This is a genomic window from Pseudomonas sp. RT4P38, from assembly GCF_054897765.1.
The window spans coordinates 4667494-4683837 of the sequence record NZ_CM142703.1 but is presented as its reverse complement, the minus strand read 5'-3'; the positions used below and the strand labels follow the sequence as shown (position 1 = coordinate 4683837).

Below are 16344 nucleotides of genomic sequence, written 5' to 3'. Positions count from 1 at the left end.
ACGGGATGAACGATGGGCTCGAGGGGAAGTGAGCAGGTAAGGGCGAACTGGCGGGCGCATTCGGGCGTCGTGGGCCTTGGTGCGAACTTCAGTGTGGAGCCGGGTTACCTAATTACGCTTCCGTCCCTCGGGACAACTTCGTTCCAGTCGGCAACCTCGTCAAACACACCTTGTGGGCGGTACAGACACGAAGCGGCTCGCGGGGTGGGTGCGAACGGCGCCTCGAAGGCCCTTGCCAGGGCCCCTGATTAGCGGGAGCGAGGCCATCATGCCTTCGCTTTTTTGTATCGTCAAACGTTTTGTAGTGCTTTTTTTTAAGCACTACATCTTTGGTCTAATACGACTGGTCAGTCAGTTTTCGGTGGTTTAGTCCAAAGTATCGACTTTCACCCGCAGGGTCATGTCGTCCCGTCCCTGAGTCGAGTAGCTGCGGGTCTGGCCCTGTTTGTCGGCCTGTGTCTGGCGATTTACGCCCGCCAGGGTGATCCACTCTCCGAGCCGGCCCGTGACAGTTGTGTCGGTACTTTGCACATTCACTACATCGGGACGTTCCTGGCTCATGCGGTCACGATTGGTGCTGATCGCCAGGTGAACGATGTCGCCGGTGACGCTGGCGGTGACGTAGAAACCCTGGGTGACGTTACGGTATTCGGTCTGGCTTCGCAGGTCGCCGTAAGAGTCGGTCTGAGTGCTGGTCAGCGGCACGCTCTGGCCGACCTGGATCAGGGCTGGTGCGCCTTCGCTGGCCTGAACCTGTTGGATTCCGCCATCACGGCTGTCGGTGCTGCGATTGATGATGCGGGTCTGGCTCGGTTTGGCACCGTTCACCGAATAACCCTGCTCGCCCTGAACGTTGTTTTCGTTGTTTTCGTTGGTGTCGACGGTGATCAGCAGGCGTTTGGGTTGGGTGTCGAGTTGCGCAATCAGGGCTTTAAGTTCGTCGATCTTGCGCTGATCGGCATTAACGATCAGTTGGTTGCCGTAGGCGCTGACCTGACCATCCTTACCGATGAAATCCTGGGCCATCGGCAGCATGTCGGCGCTGGTGTGGTAGTTCAGGGGCACGATCTCGGTGGCGGCCATAACCGAAAAACTGCAGGCCATCAGCAGCGTGGTGAGCAGGGTGCGTAGGGACATATCCGTTATCTCCGACATCTTGAAGTGGTGATATTGCCAGTTTGTCGGCCCGGCGTGGGGCAAGTTGAATCGTAGACAGCAAAACGCCCCGGCATCCGGGGATGGCGGGGCGTATTGTGGTGTTCTTGCGGGCCTCATCGCGAGCAAGCTCGCTCCCACAGTGGATCAATGGTGTTGCTGCAATCTGTGGCAACACCTAAAACCCTGTGGGAGCGAGCTTGCTCGCGATGGGGGCACCTCGGTCTCAAGCGGAATGCCGCACCATGTCCACATGCGGAATGCCTGCTTCCAGGAACTCCTCACTGACCAGGCTGAAGCCCAGGCGCTCATAGAACGCCGTGGCTTGTACCTGTGCGCTCAGCATCTGCTGCTTCAGCCCGCGTTTCTCGGCTTCACCGATCACCGCTTTCATCAGTGCATCGCCAACCTTCAAGCCGCGCCAGTCTTTCAGTACCGACACCCGGCCGACGTGGCCGTCGGGCAGTAGGCGAGCGGTGCCAATCGGAAAGTCGCCTTCGAAGGCCAGAAAATGCACCGCAGTTGCGTCATCAGCATCCCATTCCAGCTCGGGCGGAACGGATTGCTCGGCGATGAACACCGTCTCACGAATGCGCCGGATCTCGGCGTTGTCCTTTTGCCAGTCTGCGACACGTACGTGAATTTTATTCATCAGCAAACCCCAGGCTTCCTTGCTTGATCAGTTCACACAGCAGGCCTCGACCGTCTTCGTCGCTCAGCCAGTCGCCGAGGTTGTCGGTGTGCAGCGCGTCTGCGGCGCAAATCAACTTCAGCAGCTCGCGCAGTTTGCCCGGCAGGTAACGGCTCTGGCCGCTGGCGAACAGCAGCAGGTCGTCATCGACTTCGGACCAGGCCATGCGCGCGCTCGGGTTGCGGATCAGTACTGCGCCTTGCTCAAGGCTGGCGAGCAGGTCGTCTTCTTCGATCTCTTCCGGACCCACCACAAGTTCCGGGTAGCGTGGCTCGGTCATGAACTGGCCGAACCAGGTCAGCAGCAGACGCTCGTCGCTCATGTGCTCGGCAAGCAGGCCTTTCAAGCGATCAAGGGCGTCGTGCTGGATCTGATGTGGATCAGCCGCAGGCAGGGCGTCGGCGTCGGTGTAACGCTCTTCGTCTGGCAGGAACTGGCTGAGGAAGTCGGTGAAGTGGGTCAGCACTTCAGCGGCGCTCGGCGCGCGGAAACCGACCGAATAGGTCAGGCAGTCATCAACGGCAACGCCGCAGTGGGCCAGGCGCGGCGGCAGGTAGAGCATGTCGCCCGGTTCCAGGACCCATTCGTCGGTGGCCTCGAAGTCGGCGAGGATGCGCAGGTCGGCGTGTTGCAGCAGCTTGCTCTCGGAATCGCACATCTGGCCGATTTTCCAGTTGCGCTTGCCGTGACCTTGCAGCAGGAATACGTCGTAGTTGTCGAAGTGAGGGCCGACGCTACCGCCCGGGGCGGCGAAGCTGATCATCACATCGTCGATGCGCCAGCTCGGCAGGAAGCGGAAGTTTTCCAGCAGTTCGGCGACTTCCGGTACGAATTGGTCGACCGCTTGAACCAGCAGCGTCCAGTCGCGTTCCGGCAATTTGCTGAATTCGTCTTCGGCGAACGGGCCGCGGCGCAATTCCCAAGGGCGCTCGCCGTGCTCGATTACCAGGCGCGATTCAACTTCTTCTTCCAGCGCCAGGCCGGCCAGTTCGTCGGCGTCGATCGGGCTTTCGAATTCAGGAATCGCCTGGCGGATCAGCAGGGGTTTTTTCTGCCAGTAGTCGCGCAGGAATTCGCGCGCCGTGATGCCGCCCAAAAGTTGAAGAGGAATGTCAGGATTCATGTGTAACCTATTGAAAAAAAGCACTTTTCAGACGGGAATAAAAACGCCCGGCGCTGCCGGGCGTCTCAAACGGGTAAAGCGGTCGATCAGATGCGTTTGGCTTGCTCTACAGCGTTACCGATGTAGTTCGCCGGGGTGAGCAGTTTCAGCTCGGCCTTGGCCGCGGCTGGCATGTCCAGACCGTCGATGAAAGTTTGCAGCGCTTCAGGGCTGATGCCCTTGCCACGGGTCAACTCTTTCAGTTTTTCGTACGGGTTTTCGATGTTGTAGCGACGCATCACGGTCTGGATTGGCTCGGCCAATACTTCCCAGCACGCGTCCAAGTCGGCAGCAATTTTCTGAGCGTTGAGCTCCAGTTTGCTGATGCCTTTGAGGCTTGCTTCGTACGCGATCACGCTGTGGGCGAAGCCGACACCGAGGTTGCGCAGCACGGTGGAGTCGGTCAGGTCGCGCTGCCAGCGGGAGATCGGCAGCTTGCTCGCCAAATGCTGGAACAGTGCGTTGGCGATGCCCAGGTTGCCTTCGGAGTTTTCGAAGTCGATCGGGTTGACCTTGTGCGGCATGGTCGACGAACCGATTTCGCCAGCGATGGTGCGCTGCTTGAAATAACCCAGGGAGATGTAGCCCCAGATGTCGCGGTCGAAGTCGATCAGGATGGTGTTGAAGCGCGCGATCGCGTCGAACAGCTCGGCGATGTAGTCGTGCGGTTCGATCTGTGTGGTGTACGGGTTGAAACCCAGGCCCAGTTCGTCTTCGATGAAGGCGCGGGCGTTTTCTTCCCAGTCGATCTCAGGGTAAGCCGAGAGGTGTGCGTTGTAGTTGCCGACAGCGCCGTTGATCTTGCCCAGCAGCGGAACGGCAGCGACCTGGGTGATTTGACGCTCCAGACGGTAAACCACGTTCGCCAGCTCTTTGCCCAGGGTGGTCGGCGAGGCCGGTTGACCGTGGGTGCGCGACAGCATCGGCACGTCAGCGAAACGAATCGCCAGTTCGCGGATGGCTTCGGCAGTCTGGCGCATCAGCGGCAGCATCACGTCATCACGGCCTTCGCGCAGCATCAGGGCGTGGGACAGGTTGTTGATGTCCTCGCTGGTGCAGGCAAAGTGGATGAATTCGCTGACCTTGGCCAGTTCTGGCAGCTTCGCCGCTTGCTCTTTGAGCAGGTACTCAATGGCTTTTACGTCGTGGTTGGTGGTGCGCTCGATCTCTTTGACACGCTCGGCGTGCTCCAGAGCGAAGTTTTCCGCCAGGGTATTCAGCACTGCGTTGGCTTCGGCGGAGAACGCCGGCACTTCGCTGATGGCAGGATGAGCGGCCAGGCGCTGGAGCCAGCGCACTTCAACCAGAACGCGAGCACGGATCAAGCCGTACTCGCTGAAAATTGGGCGCAGGGCCTGGGTTTTGCCGGCGTAGCGGCCGTCAACAGGGGAAACCGCAGTGAGCGAAGAAAGCTGCATGGGGTGTTCTCGGACAGTCGGGCAACGAAATGGGGCGCGTATCATACATGAAAAAATCCGCCGGTCCGTTGCCAACTGACCAGCGTCTTACGCGTTACAAATTACAAAAGGTCTTGCGGGCGCGGTTCAGCTGCTGCGCATCAGCGGGTAAAGCTCTTTCAGCAACTTGCGACGGCTGATCACCAACTGCCAGCGATGACCGCCCAACTGCCGCCACAGGCGCGCCGATCGAATACCGGCCAGCAACAGGGCGCGGATTTTCGAAGCGTTGCTCGGTTGTTGCAGGTTGCGCATGTCGCCATGGACCTGAATGCGTTGGCGCAAGGTGCTCAAGGTGTCCTGGTACAGCGCACCGCAGGCCGCAATCACGTTTTCGTGAGCCGGGCCGAAGTGCTCGACCTGGGACTGAATCTGCGGCAAGCGCTTGCCGATCTCATCCAGCATATCGTTGCGCTTGGCCAGTTGACGCTCCAGACCGAGCATCGCCAGCGCGTAGCGCAGCGGTTCGCGCTGAAGGGTGCTCGGGTCGCGTTCAAGGGCGCCGATCAATGCGCGATAGCCTTCACGCAGATTGATGTCGTCGCCGCCGTAGACTTCCAGCGTGTCCTTGGGATCACGAATCAGCAGGCTGCCGAGCATGCAGGTCAGGCCGGCTTCGGTGGTCTGGCCGGTCTTGGCGATCTTGTCGACCAGCACGGCGGCGAGGAACACGCCGCCCAGTGCCGTCAGTTGCTCCTGAGTCGGGCTCATTGCTGCTTGCCTTGAGCAGTGCCTTTGCTGGTCCACGGTTCCGCAATTTCGATCACGCCGCCGCCGAGGCAGATTTCACCGTCGTAGAACACCACGGACTGGCCCGGGGTGACCGCGCGTTGCGGGTCATCGAAGGTGGCGCGGTAGCCGGTGGCGGTTTTCTCCAGCGTGCAGGGTTGATCGCTCTGGCGATAACGGACTTTGGCGGTCAACTTGCGCGGCTCAGTCAGATCAATCGGGTTGACCCAATAGATGTCCGAGGCAAGCAGGGCGCGGGAGAACAGATACGGATGATCATTGCCCTGGCCAACGATCAGTTCGTTGTTCTCAAGGTCTTTGATCAGTACGTACCACGGCTCGTCACCCGCGTCTTTCAAGCCGCCGATGCCGAGGCCCTGGCGCTGGCCGATGGTGTGATACATCAAGCCGTGGTGACGGCCGATGACTTCACCTTCGGTGGTCTTGATCTCGCCGGGCTGGGCCGGCAGGTATTGCTTGAGGAAGTCGCTGAAGCGGCGTTCGCCGATAAAGCAGATCCCGGTGGAGTCCTTTTTCTTCGCGGTGGCCAGATCATGTTTCTCGGCAATCGCGCGCACTTCGGGCTTTTCCAGTTCGCCGACCGGGAACAGGGTTTTGGCGATCTGTTCGCCGCCGACGGCGTGCAGGAAGTAGCTCTGGTCCTTGTTCGGGTCCAGGCCCTTGAGCAGCTCGGTGCGACCATCGATATCACGGCGGCGCACGTAGTGACCAGTGGCGATCAGGTCGGCGCCGAGCATCATGGCGTAGTCGAGGAACGCCTTGAACTTGATTTCGCGGTTGCAGAGGATGTCCGGGTTCGGCGTGCGCCCGGCCTTGTATTCGGCCAGGAAGTGCTCGAACACGTTGTCCCAGTACTCGGCGGCGAAGTTGGCGGTGTGCAGCTTGATGCCAATCTTGTCGCATACAGCCTGAGCGTCCGCCAGGTCATCCATGGCGGTGCAGTATTCCGTTCCATCGTCTTCTTCCCAGTTCTTCATGAACAGGCCTTCCACCTCATAACCCTGCTCGATCAGCAGGAGAGCGGAAACGGAAGAGTCCACGCCGCCGGACATGCCGACAATGACGCGCTTCTTTTGTGTGTCAGAAGGGGCTGGATCACGCATAGGGATTCAATGAGTGTCTTTAAAAAGGACGCGATTCTAACAGGCCCAAGCCCGCAAGGCTAAAGAGAAGGGCGGATCAGTTCGAGACCGAAGTGTTGACCGTCCAGATAATCATCAATACAGCGGATGATCAGCTCACTGCGCCAGTTTGCGCGCTGTGCCAGCAATTCGTCACGCGTCAGCCACTTGGCGCTGACGATGCCGTCGTCCAGTTGATAGTCGGGGTGATGCTTGAGCGGTTTTGCGGTGAAACAGACCCGCTGGTAGGTCACGCCGTTACTCGGGGCGGTATAGAGGTAAATCCCCACCACGCCCGTCGGCTCGACGTCCCAGCCGGTTTCTTCGAGGGTTTCACGCACGGCAGCGTCGATCAGGGTTTCGTCCGGGTCAAGGTGGCCGGCGGGCTGGTTGAGCACCGTTCGTCCACCCTTGGATTCTTCGACCATCAGGAAGCGGCCGTTGTCTTCGACGATGGTGGCGACGGTGATGTGGGGTAGCCAATCCATGAGACTTCCTCGATTCTTGATGTTGAAATACGGTCCCTGTGGGAGCGAGCTTGCTCGCGATGGCGGTGGGTCAGTCAGTATCAGTGTTGAATGATAAACCGCTATCGCGAGCAAGCTCGCTCCCACAGGTCCGGGTTCTGATAGATAAATATGTGTGAACGCCAGAAACACAAACCCCGGCACGGGGCCGGGGTTTGCGATGCTCCCTTACAACCTTAAACCAGCGCAGCGATCGCGGTGTTGAAAGTGTTGCTTGGGCGCATGGCTTTGCTGATCAGCTCGGCATTGGCGTGGTAGTAACCGCCGATGTCCACTGGCTTGCCCTGAACGGCGTTGAGCTCGGCAACGATGGTTGCTTCGTTCTCGGTCAGGGTCTTGGCCAGTTCGCCGAACTGCTCTTGCAATGCAGCATCTTCGGTCTGGGCAGCCAGGGCTTGAGCCCAGTACAGCGCCAGGTAGAAGTGGCTGCCGCGGTTGTCGATGTTGCCGACTTTGCGCGATGGCGACTTGTTGTTGTCCAGGAACTGGCCGGTGGCCTGATCCAGGGTCTTGGCCAGCACCAGTGCCTTAGGGTTGTTGTAGGTAACACCCAGGTGCTCAAGGGAGGCGGCCAGGGCCAGGAACTCACCCAGGGAATCCCAGCGCAGGAAGTTCTCTTCCAGCAGTTGTTGAACGTGTTTCGGTGCCGAACCGCCGGCGCCGGTTTCGAACAGGCCGCCGCCATTCATCAGCGGAACGATCGACAGCATTTTGGCGCTGGTGCCCAGTTCCATGATCGGGAACAGGTCAGTCAGGTAGTCGCGCAGTACGTTGCCGGTCACCGAGATGGTGTCCTTGCCTTCGCGAGTGCGGCCCAAGGTGAAGGCCATCGCGTCGACTGGCGACATGATGCGGATGTCCAGGCCAGCGGTGTCGTGATCCTTCAGGTACGCCTGAACTTTCTCGATCACTACACCGTCGTGGGCGCGCATTGGGTCCAGCCAGAAAATGGCTGGAGTAGCGCTTGCGCGAGCACGGTTGACGGCCAGCTTGACCCAGTCCTGGATCGGCGCGTCTTTGGTCTGGCACATGCGGAAGATGTCGCCCGCTTCAACCGACTGTTCCAGCAAGGTGCGGCCAGCGCCGTCGGAAACCCGAACTACGCCATTTGCCTTGATCTGGAAAGTCTTGTCGTGGGAGCCGTACTCTTCAGCTTTTTTCGCCATCAGGCCAACGTTTGGCACGCTGCCCATGGTGGTTGGATCGAAGGCGCCGTGCAGCTTGCAGTCTTCGATCACCGCCTGGTAGATGGTGGCGTAGCAGCGATCCGGGATCACAGCCTTGGTGTCGTGCAACTGACCGTCAGTGCCCCACATTTTGCCGGAGTCACGGATCATCGCTGGCATCGAGGCGTCGACGATAACGTCGCTCGGCACGTGCAGGTTGGTGATGCCTTTGTCGGAGTTGACCATGGCCAACGACGGACGAGCGGCGTAGACCGCCTGGATGTCCGCTTCAATCGCAGCTTGCTGCTCAGCTGGCAGGGCTTTGATGCGAGCGTACAGGTCACCGATGCCGTTGTTCAGGTTGAAGCCGATCTGTGCCAGCACGTCAGCGTGCTTGGCCAGTGCGTCTTTGTAGAACTCGGCAACGATCTGGCCGAACATGATCGGGTCGGAGACCTTCATCATGGTGGCTTTGAGGTGAACCGACAGCAGCACGCCTTTTTGCTTGGCGTCTTCGATCTCGGCAGCGATGAAGCTGCGCAGAGCGTTTTTGCTCATGACCGCGCAATCGAGGATCTCACCGGCTTGCACGGTGGTTTTTTCTTTCAGGACGGTGGTGGTGCCGTCTTGAGCGATCAGTTCGATTTTGACGGCGTCAGCGGCGTCGATCAGGGCAGCTTTTTCGCTGCCGTAGAAATCGCCGGTGCTCATGTGCGCTACGTGGGACTTGGAGTCCGCAGCCCAGGCGCCCATTTTGTGCGGGTGCTTGCGCGCGTAGTTCTTGACCGACAGCGGTGCACGACGATCAGAGTTGCCTTCGCGCAGAACCGGGTTCACGGCGCTGCCCTTGATCTTGTCGTAACGCGACTTGGCGAGCTTGTCGGCGTCGCTGGTCACGGTTTCCGGGTAGTCAGGCAGTGCGAAGCCCTGGGCTTGCAGTTCCTTGATCGCGGCTTGCAGTTGCGGAACCGAAGCGCTGATGTTCGGCAACTTGATGATGTTGGCTTCAGGCGTAACGGCCAGGTCGCCCAGTTCGGCGAGGTGGTCGGCTACGGCTTTGTCACCCAGTTGCTCGGGGAAGCTGGCCAGGATGCGCCCTGCAAGAGAGATATCGCGGGTTTCCACGGCGATATCAGCGGAGGCGGTGAAGGCCTCTACGATAGGCAGCAGTGAATAGGTGGCGAGGGCGGGAGCTTCGTCGGTGAAGGTATAGATGATCTTCGAGCGGGTGGGCATATTCGGATTAACTCTCTCTTCTTTGCTAAGCGTGCGCGGAAAGCTCGAGGGGCGCCGTGTGAGCGCGTTCGTTCAAAGTCATCCATGAGCCGAATGTCGAGGTTTCTTCGCGGTGATGTTGGGTGCATCAGTCGAGCGTCAAGCGGGTGGACTGCGGTAACAGTCCGGCTTTTTCGGGCCTGGAGCCTCGTAGTAGAGAGGTTTGGCCGTCGTGACTCTGTGGTCAGCGGGCGGCATTATACATAGGTAGCTGGCAATCTGCCGATGGTTCATAGGTAACGAATATCGTCCATTGGTCTAAAGGTCGCAGGGGCGAGCGGGGCGTAGAGTCTTGCACCGTGCTTGAGTTTGGCGCTTTTCCCTTTGCTTTCAGGCTTGTAGGCCGCGAACTGTGCAGCTTTGCGGCAGATGAATGGAACATAGGGTTTGCGTGCCGATTTAACTGGGGTACGCTCGAACGAAGCCAGATGTTCAATCCAAACAATGGAGTTCAGCATGGGATACAAGAAGATTCAGGTTCCAGCAGTCGGCGACAAAATCACCGTCAACGCGGACCATTCTCTCAATGTTCCTAACAACCCGATCATCCCCTTCATCGAAGGTGATGGTATTGGCGTTGATATCAGCCCGGTCATGATCAAGGTTGTCGATGCTGCTGTTAAGAAGGCTTACGGCGGCGAGCGCAAAATTTCCTGGATGGAAGTCTATGCCGGGGAGAAAGCGACTCAGGTTTACGATCAGGACACCTGGCTACCTCAGGAAACCCTGGACGCGGTCAAGGATTACGTTGTTTCTATCAAGGGCCCGCTGACCACGCCGGTCGGCGGCGGTATTCGCTCCCTGAACGTGGCCTTGCGTCAGCAACTCGACCTTTATGTCTGCCTGCGCCCTGTGCGCTGGTTCGAAGGCGTGCCTAGCCCGGTCAAGAAACCAGGCGACGTCGACATGACGATCTTTCGCGAAAACTCGGAAGACATTTATGCCGGTATCGAGTGGAAAGCCGGTTCGGCGGAAGCGACCAAGGTCATCAAGTTCCTTAAAGATGAAATGGGCGTCACCAAGATCCGTTTCGACGAAAACTGCGGTATCGGCATCAAGCCGGTTTCGCTGCAAGGTACCAAGCGTCTGGCGCGCAAGGCGTTGCAGTATGTGGTCGACAACGACCGCGACTCGCTGACCATCGTGCACAAAGGCAACATCATGAAGTTCACCGAAGGTGCCTTCAAGGAATGGGCCTACGAAGTGGCGGCTGAAGAGTTCGGCGCGACCCTGCTCGATGGCGGTCCGTGGATGCAGTTCAAAAACCCGAAAACCGGCAAGAACGTTATCGTCAAAGATGCCATCGCCGACGCCATGCTCCAGCAGATCCTGCTGCGCCCGGCCGAATACGATGTGATCGCCACCCTGAACCTGAACGGCGACTACCTCTCCGACGCCCTGGCGGCAGAAGTGGGCGGTATCGGTATCGCACCGGGTGCCAACCTGTCTGACACCATTGCGATGTTCGAAGCGACCCACGGTACTGCACCGAAGTACGCTGGCAAGGACCAGGTCAACCCGGGCTCCCTGATCCTGTCCGCCGAGATGATGCTGCGTCACATGGGCTGGACCGAAGCGGCTGACCTGATCATCAAAGGCACCAACGGCGCGATTTCCGCCAAGACCGTGACCTATGACTTCCACCGTTTGATGGAAGGCGCGAAGCTGCTGTCCTCTTCGGCGTTTGGTGATGCGCTGATTTCGCATATGTAAGCGACAGGTCATAAAAAACCGCCCGACTCAAGTGATTGAGTCGGGCGGTTTTTTTATAACTGGAGGGTGGGTGCGAATTCAAGCCGTGACGGTTTGTTGTCCGGTGGGAGCGACCACATTCTGAGTGTCCTGAGGCGCGCCGATATTGATGGCGTGCAGGCCTTTGGGGCCCTGAATGATCTCAAAGACGACAGCCTGTCCGGCCTTCAGGGTTTTATAACCGTCCATCTGGATGGCCGAGTAGTGGGCGAACAGGTCTTCGCTCTTGCCTTCCTCATTGATGAAGCCGTAACCCTTGGCATTGTTGAACCATTTGACCTTGCCGCTGACCTTGACACCTGACATACCCATATCCCTCTGCAACAGACTCCATCACTGGAGTATCATCCAGTACATCCGCAGTCAGTTCTCAGAAATAAGATTGACTCCGCGGACCTTTTTTACCCACTGTGGGCTCTATTGGTTGTAACACCGTTTTGCCGATAGTCAAGGTGACCAGGCAGTCGGAGTTGAAATCGGCGATGGTCGCCCCCACCACTGTATTTGCACAACTGACGAACCTTTCTTTCCATGCATGCAATCAGCCAGATTCGACTAACATTCAATCAGGATCGCCCGACTCTCCAAAAAGATCATCCGGAGGAACACGACGACGATTCCGCAGGCATTGCTGTTCAGGAGGCCAAGCCTGCTTTACAGGCGCCGCCGATGTACAAGGTGGTTTTGTTCAATGATGACTACACACCGATGGATTTCGTCGTCGAAGTACTCGAGGTGTTTTTTAACCTGAATCGAGAGCTGGCGACCAAGGTCATGCTGGCCGTCCACACAGAAGGACGGGCAGTATGTGGAGTGTTTACCCGCGACATCGCCGAGACTAAGGCCATGCAGGTCAACCAGTACGCCAGGGAAAGCCAGCATCCGCTACTCTGTGAAATCGAGAAGGACGGTTAATCGCCGACCACTTGGGTATGAGGTGAAGCTATGTTAAACCGCGAGCTCGAAGTCACCCTCAATCTTGCCTTCAAGGAGGCCCGATCGAAGCGTCATGAATTCATGACCGTCGAACACCTCCTGCTGGCCCTATTGGACAATGAGGCTGCCGCCACCGTTTTGCGTGCCTGCGGCGCAAACCTCGACAAACTCAAGCACGATCTGCAGGAGTTCATCGACTCCACCACGCCATTGATCCCCGTGCATGACGAGGATCGTGAAACCCAGCCAACCCTGGGCTTCCAGCGTGTTCTGCAACGTGCTGTCTTTCACGTACAGAGCTCGGGCAAACGCGAAGTGACTGGCGCCAACGTACTGGTCGCGATCTTCAGTGAGCAAGAGAGTCAGGCAGTGTTCCTGCTGAAACAGCAGAGCGTTGCGCGTATCGATGTCGTCAACTACATCGCACACGGCATTTCCAAAGTGCCGGGGCATGGCGATCACTCTGAAGGTGAGCAAGATATGCAGGACGACGAGGGCGGTGAGTCTTCATCTTCAGGCAATCCTCTGGATGCTTATGCCAGCAACCTCAACGAACTCGCGCGCCAGGGTCGTATCGATCCATTGGTAGGCCGTGAGCTGGAAGTCGAGCGCGTCGCACAGATCCTGGCGCGTCGTCGCAAAAACAATCCGCTGTTGGTGGGCGAGGCAGGCGTGGGTAAAACCGCGATTGCCGAAGGCCTGGCCAAACGCATTGTCGACAACCAGGTGCCGGACTTGCTGGCCAACAGCGTGGTGTATTCCCTCGATCTGGGTGCCTTGCTGGCCGGGACCAAATACCGCGGCGATTTCGAGAAACGCTTCAAGGCGCTACTCAATGAGCTGAAAAAACGTCCGCAGGCGATCCTGTTCATCGACGAAATCCACACCATTATCGGTGCGGGTGCCGCATCGGGTGGCGTCATGGATGCCTCGAACCTGCTCAAGCCGCTGTTGTCGTCGGGTGATATCCGCTGCATCGGTTCGACCACGTTCCAGGAATTCCGTGGGATCTTCGAGAAGGACCGTGCCTTGGCACGACGCTTCCAGAAGGTCGATGTGTCGGAACCGTCGGTGGAAGACACCATCAGCATCCTGCGCGGCCTGAAAGGGCGTTTCGAAACGCACCACGGTATTGAATACAGCGATGAAGCCCTGCGTGCAGCGGCTGAGCTGGCCTCGCGCTACATCAATGACCGGCACATGCCGGACAAGGCCATCGACGTCATCGACGAGGCGGGCGCCTACCAGCGTCTGCAGCCGATCGAGAAGCGCGTGAAACGCATCGAAGTGCCTCAGGTCGAGGACATCGTTGCGAAAATCGCGCGGATTCCGCCTAAGCACGTCAACAGCTCCGACAGAGAGCTGCTGCGTAACCTTGAACGTGACCTGAAGCTGACGGTATTTGGTCAGGATGCCGCGATCGACTCGCTGTCGACCGCGATCAAGCTGTCCCGTGCCGGCCTCAAGTCGCCTGACAAGCCCGTCGGTTCGTTCCTGTTCGCAGGGCCTACCGGTGTCGGTAAAACCGAAGCGGCGCGTCAGCTGGCCAAGGCGTTGGGCATCGAACTGGTTCGCTTCGACATGTCGGAGTACATGGAGCGCCACACCGTATCGCGTCTGATCGGTGCGCCTCCAGGCTATGTCGGGTTTGATCAGGGCGGTCTGTTGACCGAAGCCATCACCAAGCAACCTCACTGCGTGCTGTTGCTCGATGAAATCGAGAAGGCGCATCCGGAAGTCTTTAACCTGCTGCTGCAGGTCATGGACCACGGTACGCTCACCGATAACAACGGGCGCAAGGCGGATTTCCGTAACGTGATCGTCATCATGACGACCAACGCCGGTGCCGAAACGGCAGCTCGCGCTTCGATCGGTTTCACCCATCAGGACCACTCGTCCGATGCGATGGAAGTGATCAAGAAGAGCTTCACGCCGGAGTTCCGCAACCGTTTGGACACCATTATTCAGTTTGGTCGCCTCAGTCATGAGGTTATCAAAAGCGTGGTGGACAAGTTCCTTACCGAGCTTCAGGCGCAACTGGAAGACAAGCGCGTGCAGTTGGAAGTGACGGACGCTGCGCGTAGTTGGCTGGCAGCGGGTGGCTACGACACGGCAATGGGCGCTCGACCAATGGCGCGTTTGATCCAGGACAAGATCAAGCGTCCGCTGGCGGAAGAGATTCTCTTTGGCGAACTGGCCGACCATGGTGGTGTGGTTCACATCGATCTCAAGGACGGCGAGCTGACCTTCGACTTCGAGACCACGGCAGAGATGGCCTGACGGTTGTTGCTGTAAAGCAAAAGGCGCCGAAAGGCGCCTTTTTGCTGTCCGCCGGATCAACACAAGATCCCTGTGGGAGCGAGCTTGCTCGCGATAGCGGTGGATCAGGTTGCATCAATGTTGAATGTACTGCCGTCATCGCGAACAAGCTCGCTCCCACATTGTCCGTGTGCGGCATAAAATCACGCGCACACAAAAACGCCCGGCATAAACCGGGCGTTTTGTATTGACTTGATTAGCGAGCGCGGTAAGTGATGCGCCCTTTGCTCAAGTCATAGGGCGTCAGCTCGACGCGCACCTTGTCACCGGTAAGAATACGGATGTAGTTCTTGCGCATCTTGCCGGAAATATGCGCGGTTACGACGTGCCCATTTTCCAACTCCACACGAAACATGGTGTTGGGCAGGGTGTCGACGACAGTGCCTTCCATTTCGAAGCTGTCTTCTTTCGACATGCAGTAAAGCCCTCGGTGTCCAATGAATGGCCCGGTGCAACTGCGCCAGGCAAAAGCGGCGTGCATTGTGCCCGAAAAATGGGGTTTAAGCCAAGGGGTTTACGGCTTGCTCTAGTTCAGGATGACCCAGCGCTGATTAATCAGCAGTTCGATAGGACGATATTGCGTCTTGTAACTCATCTTTTTGCAGTTTTTGATCCAATAGCCCAGATAGACGGCTTCCAGCCCCAGACGCTGAGCCTCGGTGATTTGCCAGAGAATCGCATAACGCCCCAGGCTGCGGCGTTCTTCAGCGGGCTCGTAGAAGGTATAAACCGCCGACAGACCGTTCGGCAGTAAGTCGGTGACGGCCACTGCCACCAGTCGTCCTTCGAGGCGAAATTCGTAGAACCGGGAGAACGGCAAATCACGTACCAGGAACGTCGCAAACTGATCGCGACTCGGCGGGTACATATCGCCATCGGCGTGACGCTGTTCGATATAGCGCTGATACAGGTCGAAATACTCCTCGCTGAACCCTGGCCTGGCGGGACGTATCTGCAAGTCGGCATTACGCTTGAAGATGCGTTTCTGCTGACGGTTGGGCTCAAATTGCGCCACGGGGATGCGCGCCGGTACGCACGCATTGCAATTCTGGCAATGGGGCCGGTAGAGATGATCGCCGCTGCGACGGAAACCCATTTCAGACAGGTCTGCGTAGACATGCACATCCATGGGCTGACTAGGGTCGAGAAACAGGGTCGTGGCCTGCTCCTCGGGCAGATAACTGCAAGAGTGGGGCTGAGTGGCATAGAACTTCAAGCGCGCCAACTCGGTCATGATCAACCCTCGGGAATAAGCTTTGAATTAAGTGTAAGCCACGCGCGCAAAAGTCGCTCAGCAAACCCAGGTTGCGCGGCTGGGTTGGTCCAGATGCTGCGCAAGGTAGTCGGCAAATTCACCGCGTGGAATCGCTCGGGCGCCGAGGCTGTGCAGATGGTCGGTAGGCATCTGGCAGTCGATCAGCACAAAGCCAGAGTCTTTCAGGTGTCGGACCAGTGTGGCAAAGCCATATTTCGAGGCGTTGTCCGCGAGGCTGAACATGGACTCGCCGAAAAACAGCTGACCCATCGCCAGGCCATAGAGCCCGCCGACTAGTTCGCCCTGGTCCCAGACTTCCACCGAATGGGCGTAGCCACGCCTGTGCAGCTCGAGATAGGCGTTCTGCATGGCTTCTGTGATCCAGGTGCCGTCGGCGTAATCCCGAGGCGCGGCGCAAGCGCGGATGACCGCGGCAAAATCCTGATCAAAGGTCACTTGATAGCGTTGCTGGCGCAACAGTTTGTTCAGACTGCGCGAGACATGCAGTTCGTCGGGAAACAGTACGGTGCGTGGATCCGGCGACCACCAGAGAATTGGCTGGCCTTCCGAGAACCATGGAAAACAGCCGTGGCGGTAGGCCTGAATCAGACGATCGGCGGACAAATCGCCGCCCGCGGCCAACAGCCCGTTGGGATCGCGCATGGCTTTTTCCAGGGGCGGGAAGGTCAGAGTATTGCGTTGTAACCAAGTCAGCATGGCATCCGGGCTTACAGAAGGAGTGGGCAGTGGCGGGCGGGTGGGCCCACCCTGAAGTGTG

General features: G+C 58.3%; 15 protein-coding genes. 3 read left to right on the top strand and 12 right to left on the bottom strand.

Annotated features, from left to right (window positions below):
• Positions 1-366: 366 nt before the first annotated feature.
• The 8 genes from ACYZT7_RS21690 to ACYZT7_RS21655 form a co-directional block, all read right to left on the bottom strand.
• Positions 367-1137, bottom strand: coding sequence for a secretin N-terminal domain-containing protein (locus tag ACYZT7_RS21690; RefSeq protein ID WP_462038169.1), 771 nt, complete (start codon positions 1135-1137; stop codon positions 367-369).
• 244 nt (positions 1138-1381) lie between these two features.
• Complete coding sequence (locus ACYZT7_RS21685) at positions 1382-1807, bottom strand: GNAT family N-acetyltransferase (RefSeq protein ID WP_462038168.1); 426 nt, start codon at positions 1805-1807, stop codon at positions 1382-1384.
• Positions 1800-2969, bottom strand: coding sequence for a ribosomal protein uL16 3-hydroxylase (locus ACYZT7_RS21680; protein ID WP_449644680.1), 1170 nt, complete (start codon positions 2967-2969; stop codon positions 1800-1802). The genes ACYZT7_RS21685 and ACYZT7_RS21680 overlap by 8 nt, the downstream gene beginning before the upstream one ends.
• Before the next feature lie 86 nt (positions 2970-3055).
• On the bottom strand, positions 3056-4426 hold the full coding sequence (gene purB, locus ACYZT7_RS21675) for an adenylosuccinate lyase (RefSeq protein ID WP_461970157.1): 1371 nt from the start codon (positions 4424-4426) through the stop codon (positions 3056-3058).
• A gap of 126 nt (positions 4427-4552) precedes the next feature.
• Positions 4553-5176 carry a high frequency lysogenization protein HflD gene (gene hflD, locus ACYZT7_RS21670; protein ID WP_347805483.1) on the bottom strand — a complete coding sequence of 208 codons (624 nt, stop codon included), beginning with the start codon at positions 5174-5176 and terminating at the stop codon, positions 4553-4555.
• Positions 5173-6318, bottom strand: coding sequence for a tRNA 2-thiouridine(34) synthase MnmA (gene mnmA / locus ACYZT7_RS21665; protein ID WP_462038167.1), 1146 nt, complete (start codon positions 6316-6318; stop codon positions 5173-5175). The genes hflD and mnmA overlap by 4 nt, the downstream gene beginning before the upstream one ends.
• A 59-nt stretch (positions 6319-6377) precedes the next feature.
• Positions 6378-6824, bottom strand: coding sequence for an NUDIX hydrolase (locus tag ACYZT7_RS21660; protein ID WP_449644682.1), 447 nt, complete (start codon positions 6822-6824; stop codon positions 6378-6380).
• Positions 6825-7039: 215 nt separating this feature from the next.
• Entirely contained in the window at positions 7040-9265 is a 2226-nt protein-coding gene (locus tag ACYZT7_RS21655; RefSeq protein WP_462038166.1) for an NADP-dependent isocitrate dehydrogenase, read from the bottom strand.
• Between the two features lie 495 nt (positions 9266-9760).
• Here ACYZT7_RS21655 and icd point away from each other — a divergent pair, with 495 nt between their 5' ends.
• A complete protein-coding gene (gene icd / locus ACYZT7_RS21650; RefSeq protein ID WP_131062372.1) occupies positions 9761-11017 on the top strand; it encodes an NADP-dependent isocitrate dehydrogenase in 1257 nt (418 codons plus the stop codon).
• Between the two features lie 78 nt (positions 11018-11095).
• Here the strand turns inward: icd and cspD are convergent, their stop codons facing one another.
• The gene (cspD, locus tag ACYZT7_RS21645) at positions 11096-11362 is read right to left on the bottom strand and encodes a cold shock domain-containing protein CspD (RefSeq protein ID WP_462038165.1); all 267 of its coding nucleotides are present in this window, start codon (positions 11360-11362) and stop codon (positions 11096-11098) included.
• Between the two features lie 225 nt (positions 11363-11587).
• On the opposite strand from cspD, the gene clpS reads away from it, so the two are divergent.
• On the top strand, positions 11588-11971 hold the full coding sequence (clpS, locus tag ACYZT7_RS21640) for an ATP-dependent Clp protease adapter ClpS (RefSeq protein ID WP_034146919.1): 384 nt from the start codon (positions 11588-11590) through the stop codon (positions 11969-11971).
• Positions 11972-12001: 30 nt separating this feature from the next.
• Positions 12002-14272, top strand: a complete 2271-nt coding sequence (clpA, locus tag ACYZT7_RS21635; protein ID WP_129436903.1) for an ATP-dependent Clp protease ATP-binding subunit ClpA — start codon at positions 12002-12004, stop codon at positions 14270-14272.
• A gap of 235 nt (positions 14273-14507) precedes the next feature.
• On the opposite strand, the gene infA is transcribed toward clpA, so the two are convergent.
• From infA to aat, 3 genes are all read right to left on the bottom strand, one after another.
• Complete coding sequence (gene infA, locus ACYZT7_RS21630) at positions 14508-14726, bottom strand: translation initiation factor IF-1 (RefSeq protein ID WP_002553999.1); 219 nt, start codon at positions 14724-14726, stop codon at positions 14508-14510.
• A 111-nt stretch (positions 14727-14837) separates the two neighbouring features.
• Complete coding sequence (locus tag ACYZT7_RS21625) at positions 14838-15545, bottom strand: arginyltransferase (protein ID WP_449644686.1); 708 nt, start codon at positions 15543-15545, stop codon at positions 14838-14840.
• A gap of 57 nt (positions 15546-15602) precedes the next feature.
• Positions 15603-16283, bottom strand: coding sequence for a leucyl/phenylalanyl-tRNA--protein transferase (gene aat / locus ACYZT7_RS21620; protein ID WP_462038164.1), 681 nt, complete (start codon positions 16281-16283; stop codon positions 15603-15605).
• Positions 16284-16344 lie beyond the last annotated feature (61 nt).